This is a genomic window from Vibrio sp. Hal054 (genome assembly GCF_037162405.1).
Lineage (GTDB): Bacteria > Pseudomonadota > Gammaproteobacteria > Enterobacterales > Vibrionaceae > Vibrio > Vibrio diazotrophicus.
This window is the reverse complement of sequence record NZ_JARLUT010000001.1, coordinates 132,754-146,758: the sequence shown is the minus strand read 5'-3', so window position 1 is coordinate 146,758 and position 14,005 is coordinate 132,754. Positions and strand designations below refer to the sequence as shown.

The 14,005-nt window shown below is 44.2% G+C and carries 11 protein-coding genes and 2 pseudogenes; 2 read left to right on the top strand and 11 right to left on the bottom strand.

The window, feature by feature from the left end; genetic code table 11:
- Positions 1-30: 30 nt before the first annotated feature.
- The 9 genes and pseudogenes from P4S58_RS23665 to pilM all read right to left on the bottom strand — a co-directional run.
- A pseudogene (locus tag P4S58_RS23665) lies at positions 31-336 on the bottom strand (SPOR domain-containing protein); the annotation flags it as partial.
- Positions 337-506: 170 nt separating this feature from the next.
- A pseudogene (locus P4S58_RS00650) lies at positions 507-1,554 on the bottom strand (ATP-binding protein); the annotation flags it as partial.
- Between the two features lie 45 nt (positions 1,555-1,599).
- Entirely contained in the window at positions 1,600-2,685 is a 1,086-nt protein-coding gene (aroB, locus tag P4S58_RS00645) for a 3-dehydroquinate synthase (RefSeq protein WP_102962857.1), read from the bottom strand.
- A gap of 27 nt (positions 2,686-2,712) precedes the next feature.
- Entirely contained in the window at positions 2,713-3,231 is a 519-nt protein-coding gene (gene aroK, locus P4S58_RS00640) for a shikimate kinase AroK (protein WP_102962856.1), read from the bottom strand.
- Between the two features lie 186 nt (positions 3,232-3,417).
- Positions 3,418-5,163, bottom strand: coding sequence for a type IV pilus secretin PilQ (locus P4S58_RS00635; RefSeq protein WP_102962855.1), 1,746 nt, complete (start codon positions 5,161-5,163; stop codon positions 3,418-3,420).
- A gap of 18 nt (positions 5,164-5,181) precedes the next feature.
- A complete protein-coding gene (locus tag P4S58_RS00630; RefSeq protein WP_102962854.1) occupies positions 5,182-5,697 on the bottom strand; it encodes a pilus assembly protein PilP in 516 nt (171 codons plus the stop codon).
- Positions 5,694-6,293, bottom strand: a complete 600-nt coding sequence (locus P4S58_RS00625; RefSeq protein WP_042485087.1) for a type 4a pilus biogenesis protein PilO — start codon at positions 6,291-6,293, stop codon at positions 5,694-5,696. The genes P4S58_RS00630 and P4S58_RS00625 overlap by 4 nt, the downstream gene beginning before the upstream one ends.
- A complete protein-coding gene (locus P4S58_RS00620) occupies positions 6,286-6,873 on the bottom strand; it encodes a PilN domain-containing protein (RefSeq protein WP_102962853.1) in 588 nt (195 codons plus the stop codon). The genes P4S58_RS00625 and P4S58_RS00620 overlap by 8 nt, the downstream gene beginning before the upstream one ends.
- The gene (gene pilM / locus P4S58_RS00615) at positions 6,863-7,873 is read right to left on the bottom strand and encodes a type IV pilus assembly protein PilM (RefSeq protein ID WP_102962852.1); all 1,011 of its coding nucleotides are present in this window, start codon (positions 7,871-7,873) and stop codon (positions 6,863-6,865) included. The genes P4S58_RS00620 and pilM overlap by 11 nt, the downstream gene beginning before the upstream one ends.
- Positions 7,874-8,016: 143 nt before the next feature.
- Between pilM and P4S58_RS00610 the strand changes: the two genes are divergently transcribed.
- A complete protein-coding gene (locus P4S58_RS00610) occupies positions 8,017-10,494 on the top strand; it encodes a penicillin-binding protein 1A (RefSeq protein ID WP_102962851.1) in 2,478 nt (825 codons plus the stop codon).
- A 66-nt stretch (positions 10,495-10,560) separates the two neighbouring features.
- On the opposite strand, the gene oxyR is transcribed toward P4S58_RS00610, so the two are convergent.
- Positions 10,561-11,454 (bottom strand): DNA-binding transcriptional regulator OxyR, encoded by an 894-nt coding sequence (gene oxyR, locus P4S58_RS00605; RefSeq protein ID WP_102962850.1) that lies wholly within the window; start codon positions 11,452-11,454, stop codon positions 10,561-10,563.
- 137 nt (positions 11,455-11,591) lie between these two features.
- On the opposite strand from oxyR, the gene P4S58_RS00600 reads away from it, so the two are divergent.
- Positions 11,592-11,846: a DUF3624 domain-containing protein gene (locus P4S58_RS00600; protein ID WP_102962849.1), complete on the top strand. Its 255-nt coding sequence runs from the start codon at positions 11,592-11,594 to the stop codon at positions 11,844-11,846.
- A gap of 254 nt (positions 11,847-12,100) precedes the next feature.
- Here P4S58_RS00600 and argH read toward each other — a convergent pair whose 3' ends face one another.
- A complete protein-coding gene (gene argH / locus P4S58_RS00595) occupies positions 12,101-13,975 on the bottom strand; it encodes an argininosuccinate lyase (protein ID WP_042485068.1) in 1,875 nt (624 codons plus the stop codon).
- Positions 13,976-14,005 lie beyond the last annotated feature (30 nt).

Genomic DNA, 14,005 nt, shown 5'->3' with positions numbered 1-14,005 from the left:
ATGTAACACATTTTATCAGTGAGCTCAGGTTTATTTCGCACGATCTATCTCTCTATGCACTTGGCTTAAAGATTTTGCCCAAGGACCAAGTTGTTGCAAAGGTTTCGACAAGGTTTCCACCGCATCTCTTGCCAACTGGATAGTTGGATAGTTGCTATAAGTAATGATGTACCATTCCACATCATTTCTTAATGTCGGGTAAACATTGACTTTGCCTTGTAGCTGATACTGATTGATAAAGCGCTGCGCATCAGGAAGCGAATTTACCGCAGCCAATTGCAAGGTATAGCTACGAGGAGACATTGCTTTTAACTCTTCACGTGCAAACGAGAAGGTAATTTTCACTTCAGGTGGGTTCTCTGCCGCTGGTGCGACTTGAGGCTCAGCTAGTTTAGGTTGTTCGATATCTACCGTCTGCGCTGGTGTAGATGTTTCAGTGGTTTGAGATCCAGAGGTTTGAGGAACCGCACTTTCTTCCACTAGATTATCAATCTTCGAAGTATCAACGTTTTCTGGTTTGCCTTCTAGCAGCGCATCAACAACATCAGACGTGATGACAACGCGTTGTTGTTCGTCATCAGACATACCCACGCCCTGTTTATCCTCAACAACATCTGGAGGAAGCGCACCAGAATCATCAGTAGCACCATTGCTTGTTAGAGTAGACGAGTTACTGTCGGCTTCGTTGTTCGTGTCCACCGTCTGACTATCTTCATTCAGCGTAGGAATAACCGTTTGTTCTTTTGTCAGTGTCAGTTGCTGCGCTTTGTCGTCTGGGGAAGGTTGTGATAACCACCACCAGTAACCACCACCAATCAATAGAATCAGTGCCAGTACCAGTAGCGCGGCTTTCATTGGCGAGCCAATGATTGAACGAATCACAATACGTTTTTCCATTTTCTGTTCTCCCAGCGCCATAATCTCTCCCGGTAAGTTTTTCACTTTTTTATAAGCAGCTCTTACGCGGCGTTCATGTTCATCATCAACATAACGCATAACTCGTTGTTCAAACAAGCGATCTGCTTCATCGCGGCTTAAAAGTTCAACTTCTAAATCAACTGGTTTGTGTTCCTGTCCGTAGCTTAAACGCGTTAGGACGGCGTCTAAACCGGTAGACTGAGCGAATAAAACTACGTTCACTGTCCATAATGGATTGGTTTGAGATTCTAAGATCCACATCCACAATTCAGAGACCAAAGTCTCAGACAACAAGTGCGCATCATCAATCACAACCACGATGTCGCATTGCGTCTGCTCGAACAGGTGTGAAAAACTTTCGACTAGAGAGTCTTTGGGATTGAACAGAGATTCAGAGCTAAGCTGAGAGAGAATGGTGGTACGGCGTTGTTCGTCGTCTTGATTAGGATGACACATGAGCAAAGACTGATTCTTGTCATTTGCCCACGCTTCAAGGTAACGCTGTGCCAGCCAAGATTTACCTGCACCTTGGCTACCACAAACATTGATTAAATTTGAGCTAAAACGAGTAAGAAGCTGCAAACGCTCCAGTAACTCGGTCTGAGAATCTAACTCCAATACATGTGCCAAATTCATCGTTCATCCTAAAGGAAACAGCATTACCCTAAAGTAAGCACCCCGCTATAAGGTGCGGCAATAATCGATCGCCTGCTCAATAATGGTTTCCGGCACGCCTTTCACTACGTCAGAACTACCAATGCTGGTTGGTAATACCAAACGTAACTCACCCGCGAGTACTTTCTTATCGCGCATCATATGTTTCATGAAGTCATCGAAAGACATACTTTCTGGGGTTTGTACCGGCAATTTTGCTCTTTTAAATATAGATAAGATTCGTTCAACTTGTTGTTCGGTAATTAAACCTTGTAGTTGGGCAGTTTTCGCCGCCATCATAGTGCCAGCAGAAACTGCCTCGCCATGTAACCAGTTGCCATAACCCAGTTCCGCTTCAATCGCGTGACCGAATGTATGACCTAAATTCAACAATGCACGAATGCCTGACTCTTTTTCATCTTGAGCAACAACTTCTGCTTTAATCTGGCAACAACGAGCAATCGCATACGTCAGAGCTTGCTCATCCAACGCATAGAGTTCATCCATATGTTGTTCTAACCAAACGAAAAAAGCTTCGTCGTAGATGATACCATACTTGATCACTTCAGCCATGCCTGCGGCGAATTCTCGCTCAGGAAGAGTGGCAAGACAGTTTGTATCAATGATGACCGCTTTCGGTTGGTAAAACGCACCGATCATGTTTTTACCCAAAGGATGGTTAACTGCGGTTTTACCACCAACAGAAGAGTCCACTTGAGAAAGCAAGGTAGTCGGTATCTGAATAAAATCGACACCACGCTGGTAACAAGACGCAGCAAAACCAACAAGGTCACCAATAACACCACCACCCAAAGCGATAATAACAACATCTCGGCTGTGATTATGCTCAAGCAGGAAGCTCAAAACCGTATTGAACGTTTCTAAGGTTTTGTATTTTTCACCGTCAGGCAGTTCTAGAACTGAACTGATACAACCTTTCTGGTCAAGTAACGCTGTGATCTTATCCGCATACAATGGCGCCACTGTATGGTTAGTGATGACAACGACTTTTTGTTTTGGGGAAAGAGAAAGAAGAGCCGGATCATTAAATAATCCGGCACCAATTGAGATTGGGTAGCTACGTTCACCTAAGCTGACCGTGATCCGTTCCATGGTCTGCACTCCAATAAAAAGAACAAATTAATGTTCTTCTAGCATTTTTACGATCTGGTTGGCTACCACTTTTGCACTTTGATCATCTGTACGCACGGTAATATCCGCGATTTCTTCATACAGTGGGTTACGATCATCAGCGAGACTTTCTAAAACATCTCGCGGGCTATCCGTTTGCAGCAAAGGACGCTTTTTGTCGCGGTTTGTGCGAGCAAGTTGCTTTTCAATGGTGGTTTCTAAATATACGACAATACCACGTGCAGATAGGCGGTTACGGTTTTCTTTGCTCAATACTGAGCCACCACCCGTCGCTAAAACGATACCTTGCTGTTCGGTGAGATCGTTAATCACAGTTTCTTCGCGCTTGCGGAAACCTTCTTCACCTTCAACATCAAATACCCATGCGATATCTGCACCAGTGCGCTCTTCGATCACTGTATCAGAGTCTAAAAACTCCATATGCAGTTGTTGAGCTAGGTGTCGACCAATTGTACTTTTGCCGGCGCCCATAGGACCGACAAGAAAAATATTGCGTTTCTCAGCCATGTTTAGCAGTAATTTACAACGTTAATTCAATGACATCGCCACAAAATTCGCCGGACATAAGTCAACGATAGGAATGCTTGTGGCACCTATTCCTCACAGATATTTCGTGATAAGACCCGAAATTATCTAGATCTGGTGGCACTAATGCAACTTTAATTTTCTTTGATAATGAATAAAGGCGATAAGTTATTGAATAACCACCTTAGGCGTAACGAATATTAGTAGTTCACTTTTGCCCATTTTTTCGTAGCTTCGACGGAATAAAGCACCTAATAGCGGAAGATCACCTAATAAAGGCACTTTCTCAACCGAGCTGGTTAGGCTGTGCTGAAAAATACCACCCAATACGACTGTTTCACCATTGTTAACCAATACTTGGGTACCGATTCTCTGCGTATTAATCGCAACCGCTTCACCTGTACCTGTTTTTACGACATCTCCTACACGGTCTTGAGTCACACTGAGGTCGAGAACCAAACGGTTATCGGGTGTTATTTGTGGCGTTACCATTAAGCTCAACACCGCCTTACGAAATGAAACGGTGGTCGCACCGCTGGAAGAGGCTTCTAAATAAGGTAATTCCGTACCTTGCTCGATATATGCAGGCTTCTTATTGGTAGTGATCAGTCTCGGGCTGGAAATAATTTCGGCTTTAGACTCTCTTTGCAACGCAGAAAGCTCCAAATCCAACAGTGTATCTGCACCCAACTTAGCGATTTGGAAAGCAATGCTTGATGCGCCCGCAGTAGTCGCGGCTAAATTTACATTCAGAAAATCGTCTAGCGGAACCATACCTTTCCCGCTATCACCGCCTTCACCACCAGATTCATACAGATCCGAGACAAACAGGTTACTTTCAATACTTCCTCCGGATGTATGACTGCCATTAGTTGACGTGAATCCCCAACGAACCCCAAGCTCTTCTAGGTCACCTTCATTGACCGTCACGATTCGGGCTTCAATCTGAACTTGTTTCACGGGTACATCCAAAGACTTTACGATGTCTCGAATCACGCTAATGTTCTCTGGCAATTCACGAATCAATAATGCATTAGTTCTTTCGTCAATACTGATTGAGCCTCTTTCAGAAAGCATACTTAGCGTCCCTTCGCCATTAATCATCTCGGCGATATCTGATGCTTTGGCAAAGCTGATTTTAATGATATCGGACTGTAAATCGCCCAACGCTTCTTCCATACGCGCTTTCTCAAGTTCTTGTTGCTCACGCAAATCAAGCTCGCTCTTTGGTGCGACCAAAATGACATTACCATCGATTCGTTTGTCCAAACCTCTCGCTTCAAGAATGATATTGAGCGCTTTTTGCCAAGGCACACCATCCAAGCGCAGTGTCATATTGCCTGTTACCGAATCAGAAACCACTAGGTTAAAGCCGTTATAGTCCGCAATGAGCTGTAATACATTGCGAACAGGGATATCTTGAAAATTAAACGAGATAGGCTTGTTGTCCTGTTCTAACAATGGTTCTTGGTTTTGTTTAGGTTGTGGCTCAGACTTGCGGATCACCACCTCTAATACATTCTTATTTAGCTGGTAGTCGTATTGATAATCCCCTTTCACTTTCACCTCAAGAAGACCATTTGGTTGCTGACGAAATACTTCAATCGTCTCTACAACAGTAGCGAAATCAGAGACATCCAGAACAAACAATTTATCGTCTGAAATTTGTGTATTAATTAGCTCAACATTTAAACCTTTGTCGTTTTTTGAGACATCCACAACTGACGATGCAGAGGCTAGCTCAATGATGATCACCGCCGCTTTATCTGCATTAATTTTGAAATCAATATTGTTGAGTTGGTTTGGAATCGCATTATCGCCATTTGCTAGTACCACAGGTGCAATAAGACAAAGACTGGTGGTTACCAACACACGCCTGAGAGCTAGAAGCCCTATTTGAAGCCATTTATTCATGATCGTTTTCTCCACAATCTACTTCAGAGCCAGCTTGATGCTGCGCTGATTCCAACACCCTAAGCCATCTGGCAAAGTCTCTTTGATTAACAAGTATTGCTTGGTGACCTCATACACTTTTCCATGATTGATGCCGATGTATTGTCCCTTTGCTACATAAGCCAGCTTTCCTTCTGGAGTCTGAATCAGTGCTGACGTACTTTTGCCATTACTCATTACGCCTTTAAACTTCAATTGGCTTAGCGCAAAGCTTTCTAAAGGATCCTTTTGCTTACGCAGCGCAGGTTGCCAACAATCTTTTTTCGCCTTGGGTTGATTTTGAATCACCGCTTCTCTTGGAAGATCGAAAGGCTCTCTTGCATTGGTATTCACGTATAAAAAGGCTTCAAAAGGTACGATTGGTTGCCGTGGAACGATCTCCTTTCGCGCTTGAAGCGTGACTTGCTCGATATAATCTGAAAGTGAATCTTCATTCGCCTGACACCCCATCAATCCGATACATATCAAGATCCAACAACAGGATTTACTCTTCATTGTTGACCTCCTGAGGTTAGCGAATCCGGCTGATACTGATAGGTAAAGGCTCGTACATTGACGCTCAATTTCTGACTGTCTTGACTGGCTCGCTGAAAGTCTACGTGCTCGAAATAGATAATCCTTGGCAACTGTGCAATCGCTTGTGAAAACTGGCCAATATGGTGATATTCACCTGTCAGCTCAAGATTCAAAGGCAAGCGATATAAAAATGCTTGTTGTTCTTTTTCACCCCAATCCATCCGATTGAAACTCAGTTGATGTTTGATGCCCAGTTCATTGACCGCCGCCAACATACTGGCCAGCTCTTTCTGCTCGGGTAGTTGCTGTAACAAATAGTCATAACGTTCTGATAGCTCATCGAGTTGAGCTTTGAGTTGCGGCAGAGTTGCAGCTTTATGCGCTTTAATTCGAATGGTGGATTTTAGCGTTTGTTCTTCTTCAATGAGCGCGCTCAAATGCTCTTGCTTGGGCACAAGATAAAACCAATATCCCGCACCTTGAATCAGCACCACGACAAGTAGCAACACCACGAGCTGTGGCAATCGTGGCCAATCCAATATTTCGTCAAGCTCTAGGTTTTTAAAATCACCCATTCGTCACCTCCTTTAAAGGTGCTGCGTCACTTGCTTCCATATGGAACGAAAACGACACTTGAAAGCTCTGAAATTGCTTGCCAAATCGATGACTGCCAGACACGATAGAATGCATTTCAACATCTGAGATATAAGAAGAGTTCTCCAACAGATCCAACATCGTCGCAAGTCGCGCAGTGCTGTCACTGATACCCCGAAGCTCAATGTTGTGACCATTCATGCTCATTTGGTCTACGTACACCCCCTCTGGAATGAGTCGAGGGATGTGATCCATAAACTGAGTGGTTTTGTTACGCTTTTTCTGCAGTGACTCAACCATATCGAAACGAACCATCAGGTCCTGATACTCTTTTTCAACTTGCTTGAGTGAATTGATTTGTCTATCCAGTTCGGCGATGTGCTGATTTAAAAACTCTACACGACCTCTCTCTTGAGTCACTTGATCATCGATATACCATCCCGCAGCCCATTGCATACCGACAGCGAGACCAACCGCCAGTAAAGAGATATGAATAAATTGCTGCCTGTGAGCTTTCTTTTGAGCCTCTCGCCACGGAAGAAGGTTAATGCTATGCAGCATGTTCAACCTCCAACCAATTGATGCCGCGTGCGGCAAGTCCTGCCGCTGTGGCAAAAGCCGCTACAGGCAATTCAGAACGGTAACGCTTGCTCGCTTTGTCATGGAATACGCAAAATGGGTCTAACACGCCACACATGAGATCGACCTTCTCTATCAACGCGCTTTGTATCGCGTCGATATTTGCCCCACCACCGGTTAACCAGATTCCAGTAAGACTTGCCGCACCGTTCACCGATATGAACAACTGAATTTGCTTGGCGATCTTCTCCACCAGCTCATTGACGTTGTCTTTTATTACAACAGAATCTTCATTTTCTGATTGAGTCGACACCTGAGAAACACCTTCTGCAATCAGCTTATAAAAAGGTGCTTTATTGGCAAAATCTAAGCACAAGGTGGTTTGGGTATGACCGACATCCACCAGCAACCAATCAGTGCGTGCATAAGTTTTACTGAACAGTTGCCACAACTGAACTAAAGCATGAGTTTGCACTTCAGCCAGAATCGGCTTAAAACCCGCTTTTTCCAAAGCCACTGTACGGCTCTCTACAACGTCTCGCTTAGTGGCATACACTTGGTAGGCTGCTATATTATTTTGGCTAGTTTTTGTCTCAGGCGATGGATGCTTTATGACTGGAATAAAATCCAGACTGACCTCTTCCATCAGGTAAGGAGATTGATGAGAAAACGCTTGATGAATAGCGAACTCGCGTTCATTAGGTTCAAGCTCACTATCTATTTGTAATACTTTACTAATTACGGTGTTATCGGGGATGGCAATAACAACTTTTCGACTAAATAAAGGTAAACCCTTTTTTAGTTCTTTGAGTTTCTTTACAATTTTCTGATAAACCAAGGCATGGTTATCAGCGAAAATATCGTCAGCAATTCGTATTTCCTTATAACCTAACAGCGTATACTTATTGCCTGCAGGTTTTAGGACCACTGCTTTAATACTATGGTGGCCGATATCGACACCCATAACTAATGATTGAACCATATAGCTCTACTCCAATAAGAAAGCTCCGCTCATTACGCCTATTAAATGGGGAAATAAGCGGTAACTACTTTTGAGAGCTAAATTTTTAGCTTAGAGTACTAGGGTTTGCATTAAGGCAGCCTCTACTAAACAGGGATTCTCCGGTGAAGTTCATAAAGCGTTTAATAATTTTTTCATTGATTTGCACAGCTCTTGGAGTCAGTACAATTTTTGGTTTCTATTTATATGTAAAACCAGAGTTGCCTGATGTCGCTACTTTGCGTGACGTTAAGCTGCAAACGCCAATGCAAGTCTTTAGTAAAGATGGCAAGCTCATCGCTCAGTTCGGTGAGAAGCGTCGTATTCCTCTTAAACTGGAAGAGATGCCAAAAGAGCTGATTGAAGCGATCATTGCAACCGAAGACTCTCGTTTCTATGACCATTATGGTTTTGACCCGATTGGTATTACCCGTGCGGCCTTTGCGGTTGTCGCATCTGGCAGTGCTTCTCAAGGTGCAAGTACCATCACTCAGCAGTTGGCTCGTAACTTCTTCTTGTCTAACGAGAAGAAAATCATGCGTAAAATCAAAGAGATTTTTATCGCAATCCATATTGAACAGCTGTTATCAAAAGAAGAAATTCTTGAGCTATATCTGAACAAAATCTATTTGGGCTATCGTTCATACGGTGTTGGGGCAGCCGCGCAGTCTTACTTCGGCAAAGAAGTAAAAGATTTAAGCTTAGGTGAAATCGCGCTTATCGCTGGTCTACCAAAAGCACCATCAACGATGAACCCTATCTACTCTTTAGAACGCGCAACTAACCGCCGTAATGTGGTTTTGGCTCGTATGCTTTCTGAAAAGTACATCACTCAAGAACAGTATGAACAAGCTCGTGCTGAGGTTCTACCAACCAATTATCACGGCGCAGAAATCGAACTTAACGCGCCATATGTGGCAGAGATTGCACGTGCGTGGATGATTGAACGCTACGGTGAAGATGCTTATACCTCAGGAATGAACATTTACACCACGGTAGATTCTAAACGCCAACAAGCGGCGAACTTGGCCGCAATTCATAACCTGATTGCCTACGATGAACGCCACGGCTACCGTGGAGCAGAAAAAGAGTTGTGGAAATCTGGTCAAGCGGTTTGGACTGAAGAACAAATTGTTGAACATCTTAAAAACGAACCGACTTATGGTGAACTTTCTCCAGCGGTTGTTCTGAGCACTGAAGCAAAATCAGCGACAGTTTGGGTTAAGAACCAAGGTGAATTCACTATCGATTGGAATAACATGAACTGGGCTCGTCGCTTTGTTACTGACGATCGCCAAGGTCCTCTTCCAACCAGTACCAAAGAAATCCTAACAGCTGGTGAACAAATCTGGGTACGTAAAGTCTCTGAAGATGAGTCCGAAAATCCGGTTTGGCAGTTAAGCCAAGTTCCGAATGCCAACACGGCTTTTGTTGCTATGGATCCAGAAAACGGTTCGATAGAAGCGCTTGTCGGTGGTTTTAACTTTGTTCACAACAAGTTCAACCGCGCGACTCAATCTGTACGCCAAGTGGGTTCAAGTATTAAGCCGTTTATCTATGCCGCAGCTATAGATAAAGGATTAACACTGGCAACACTCATCAACGATGCGCCGATTAACCAATGGGACGAAAGCCAAGGCACAGCATGGCGTCCTAAGAACTCACCACCAACATACACAGGTCCAACGCGTGTACGTATCGGTTTGGCGCAATCTAAGAACGTAATGGCCGTTCGCGTCTTGCGTGAAGTAGGCTTGGAAGATACTCGCCAATACCTGACTCGCTTTGGTTTTGATATCGACCAACTACCAAAATCTGAGACTATTGCGCTTGGTGCAGGCAGTTTAACGCCAGTAAAAATGGCGCAAGGTTATTCGGTATTTGCCAATGGTGGTTACTATGTTGAGCCATACTACATTCAAAAAGTAGAAGGCCCATACGGTGAATTAGAATTTGAAGCCGAGCCTACGATTGTTTGTCGTCAAAACTGTCCAAAAGCTACAAACGAGTTTGATGAGCAAGACGCTGAAACTCACATTGCTAAGCAAGTTATCTCCGAACAGACTGCATTCCTTGTTCGCGAAATGATGTACAGCAACATTTGGGGTGGCGGTAACTGGGCTGAGAAAACAGGTTGGAACGGCACAGGTTGGCGTGCTCAAGCCCTTAAGCGCAGAGATATCGGCGGTAAAACAGGTACAACCAACGACTCTAAAGATGCTTGGTACAACGGTTATGCTCCGGGCATTGTTGCGATTGCTTGGGTAGGTTTTGATGAACACAGCCGAAACCTAGGTAAGACAATACCAAATCCAAATATCGAAGATGATGTGGCAGGCGCTGAAGCGGGTGCAAAAACGGCTCAACCAGCATGGATTGAGTTTATGAGCCAAGCACTTGAAGGTGTACCAGAACAAGAGAAAGCTTTGCCAAACAACATTGTTCGCGTGCGTATTGACCGCGATACAGGCTTACTGACGAACAAACAGGATGAGACCTCAATGTTCGAGTATTTCTTGAAAGGTACGGAACCAAAAGAGTACGTTCAAGAAAGCCTATCTGGTGATATTTACTCAAATAGCGGTGGCGACGAGTTGTTCTAGACAACTCTGCCGCACAAAACATAAAAAAGAGGCTTAACAGCCTCTTTTTTATGCACGTTATTCTTGTCAGGCTTGAGCTTCTAAAGTTTCTTTCATCAACTTAGCTAGAGTTTCAAAGCGCTGACGCAAAGGTGAACCCGGTCGGTAGGCCACCACAAGCCGACGTGAAGGCTCAGGGTTTACCGCTTTTATATAGCAAACACCGTCTTTGACCTTTTCTTTAGGCAGAGAAAGCTTCGGTAACAAGGTAATTCCTGCTCCTGCGGCGACCATATTGCGCAGCGTTTCTAAACTGGTGGCTTTAAAGCGAACATCATCTTTTGCGCCCGCTGCAAAACAGAAACCTAATGCCTGATCTCGCAGGCAGTGCCCATCACCAAGCGCTAACACTGTCTTGCCATTAAGATCTAACATGTCGACTTCATCACGAGTAGCCCAAGGATGATCACATGGAACAGCGATGCTCATTGGTTCGTCATAAACTTCAATCTCTTTAAACTGAGCGGTTTCATCCACTGCAGCCAGAACTAAACAGTCCAACTTACCATCTTCCAACTGCTGCACAAGCTGGTGAGTTTGAGCTTCGTGTAGAAAAAGCTCCAGTTCAGGGAAATGCTCTTTCAGAGATGGCACAATCCTAGGCAACAAATAAGGTCCAAGAGTTGGAATAAAGCCAATATGCATCGGTCCCGTCATTGCGCCAGTCTGCTTACTCGCCATGTCCTTGAAAGTTTTTACTTCACTTAAGATGCGTTTTGCCTGATCAACCAATTGCAGACCAGACTCAGTAAAAAGTACCCGTCGACTGCTTCGTTCCAGTAAAACCGTGCCCAGTTCATCTTCTAATTTACGAATCTGACCACTTAGTGTTGGCTGACTGACAAAACACGCTTCCGCTGCTTTGCGAAAATGTTTGTGCTCAGCCAACGAAACCAAATATTCAAAGTCCCGAATATTCATTATTCACCCCGATAGAATTGAACTATCAAAACCATAACATTAACTGATTGGGTCTATCAAAGATTTTATGACTAATTTAATCTATATGACGATAATGAGGTTAAACCCGATACGATGATTTCTTTAAGGTAAGAGAGATGGCTTGCAATAACTGCCAACAAAATTGGTTTTGGAAGAAGATAGGTAAATGCCAGCGCTGCATGGATCAACTCACTGTTTTGTCTGTACTTTGCTGGGTGGTATGGTTTTTCTTCTTTAAGCAAAATCCACGCAGTATTGAATCTATCGCGCTGATGATCGCAGGCTTTGCCTTTAACGCTTTGCTTTTTCTTCACTTATGGATGAAATTCGTCATTCTTCCTTGGCGAAAACGACAAGGGAAAGATGATTAAACACTCTTGAAGAAACATTAATTCGTCACGGCATCGCGGCGGAGGAAAAAAGTGACGGAGGAGAAAATGGCGCTTCTAGAAAAAGAAAAAGAAAAAGAAAAAGAAAAAGCCCTAAAATCAATAATTGTTTTAGGGCTCTCTTAGATTCTTCTAAGAAAAAGCAGTGGTATTAAAGTAGACCGTGCTTTTTCTGATTGGTTCCGGAAAATTTTGATCTTTTTCGATCTTATTTTCCAGACTTAAGATTCAATAGCTTATGCAACTTTCATCTTAGTAATAAGCTGCTCTGAAACATTCACTTCAAGCGCAACTTCATCACAAGCATGCTGACGAGGACATTTCTCGCAATCTTTAAGAACTTTCTCAGGCAACAAAGTTTTTGACGTTGGAATAAAGTCTAGCTTCATAAAGAACTCAGGGGTACGAGTCAGAACGAATACTTTCTTGATCGCCATTTGGCGCGCTTTACTCACTAGATATTGAACAATCGCCGTACCCTGCCCTTGACCTTGCCAGCCCGCTTCAACGCCGAGTGAACGAATTTCAGCTAAGCCAGAGTCATAGACATACAGAGAAGCACAGCCTGTGATTTCGCCATTATGTTCCGCTACCGCAAATGAACCAATATCACGCACAATTTCATTACGAGAACGCGGCAGATTTTCACCCATATTCGCCCAGTAAGTTACCATGCCTTCTAAAGCTTCGATGTCTGTTAGACGAGCAGGACGCACCTTAACAGATGTAGCATCTCGTTTAGATAGACGCGACTCAGCTTGTTCTACTGCGTAAGCGACTTGATGCGGTGCGACACCACCCAGAGCGCTACGTTTTTCTAAACAGGATTCAATGGTCAGAATCGCATACACGTCGTCTTCAATCACTGGTGAGAAGGCTTTCAGCTCTTCTAGAGTCAGTTCTTCCAACGCGCATCCTTTCGCTATGGCAGCTACCACAGTGACACCCACAATATGGTGTGCTTCACGGAATGGAATGCCTTTCGCAACTAAGTAGTCCGCCAGTTCTGTTGAGTTAGCATAGCCTTGTTTCGCCGCTTCTAGTGTACGTTCACCGTTCACTTTGATGCCTTCAAAGCACAGTGCCGCCATTTCCATACAATCATTCCAAGTATCCAAAGCGTCGAACAGACCTTCTTTGTCTTCTTGCATATCTTTGTTGTACGCCAGCGGTAGCGCTTTAACTGTCATCATCATGCCCGCCAACGAACCGTAAACACGGCCGGTTTTACCACGGATAAGTTCAAGCGCATCTGGGTTTTTCTTCTGTGGCATCAAAGATGAACCTGAAGTCACAGTATCCGCCAACTCGATAAAACCAGACTCACCTGAATTGTAGAAAATCATATCTTCAGCCAGACGAGAAAGGTGAAGCATAGAGATGGAGGCGACTGACATCAGTTCCATCACGTGATCGCGGTCTGATACTGAATCAAGAGAGTTACGCGTTGCACGACGGAAGCCAAGGTTATGAGCCAGCTTTTCACGATCCATTGGATACGCTGTACCAGCAAGAGCACCAGAGCCTAGCGGACAAGTATCAAGACGCTTAATTGCATCACTCACACGTGAATAATCACGCTCAAACATCTCAACATAAGCTAGACACCAGTGAGCAAAAGTCACAGGCTGAGCACGTTGCAAGTGGGTATAACCAGGAAGCACGGTGCCTTGATGTTCTCTTGCTACTGCAACCATTTTGCTTTGTAAACGATCAAGAGCGATAAGCAGTTGTTGACCTTGCTGACGGCACCAAAGTTTCAGGTCAGTCGCTACTTGGTCGTTACGTGAACGGCCAGTATGAAGCTTTTTACCTAAGTCACCGACTTTACCGATCAGTTGCTGCTCTACCCATGAGTGGATATCTTCAGCATCTGAACGCAAAATCTGCTCAGGGTCTTCCATCACTTCAAGCTTGAGTTCATTCAATGCCAACTCAAGTTTTTGCTGTTCGTCTTCACTCAGAACATTGACAGAAAGCAGAGCTTTCGACCACGCAATAGAACCCACAATGTCTTGCTCAGCCAGTCGGTAGTCAAAGCGCAATGAATCATTAAACTCTTTGAATCTCGTATCTGCTGCCTGGGTAAATCTTCCGCCCCATAATGCCATTGTGCTTCTCCTGCATCTAATTCCTTGGTT

Bases quoted from the DNA above. Each gene is read 5' to 3' on its own strand.
- aroB (WP_102962857.1), bottom strand. From the start codon at position 2,685: ATGGAACGGATCACGGTCAGCTTAGGTGAACGTAGCTACCCAATCTCA.
- aroK (WP_102962856.1), bottom strand. From the start codon at position 3,231: ATGGCTGAGAAACGCAATATTTTTCTTGTCGGTCCTATGGGCGCCGGC.
- P4S58_RS00635 (WP_102962855.1), bottom strand. From the start codon at position 5,163: ATGAATAAATGGCTTCAAATAGGGCTTCTAGCTCTCAGGCGTGTGTTG.
- P4S58_RS00630 (WP_102962854.1), bottom strand. From the start codon at position 5,697: ATGAAGAGTAAATCCTGTTGTTGGATCTTGATATGTATCGGATTGATG.
- P4S58_RS00625 (WP_042485087.1), bottom strand. From the start codon at position 6,293: ATGGGTGATTTTAAAAACCTAGAGCTTGACGAAATATTGGATTGGCCA.
- P4S58_RS00620 (WP_102962853.1), bottom strand. From the start codon at position 6,873: ATGCTGCATAGCATTAACCTTCTTCCGTGGCGAGAGGCTCAAAAGAAA.
- pilM (WP_102962852.1), bottom strand. From the start codon at position 7,873: ATGGTTCAATCATTAGTTATGGGTGTCGATATCGGCCACCATAGTATT.
- oxyR (WP_102962850.1), bottom strand. From the start codon at position 11,454: ATGAATATTCGGGACTTTGAATATTTGGTTTCGTTGGCTGAGCACAAA.
- P4S58_RS00600 (WP_102962849.1), top strand. From the start codon at position 11,592: ATGGCTTGCAATAACTGCCAACAAAATTGGTTTTGGAAGAAGATAGGT.
- argH (WP_042485068.1), bottom strand. From the start codon at position 13,975: ATGGCATTATGGGGCGGAAGATTTACCCAGGCAGCAGATACGAGATTC.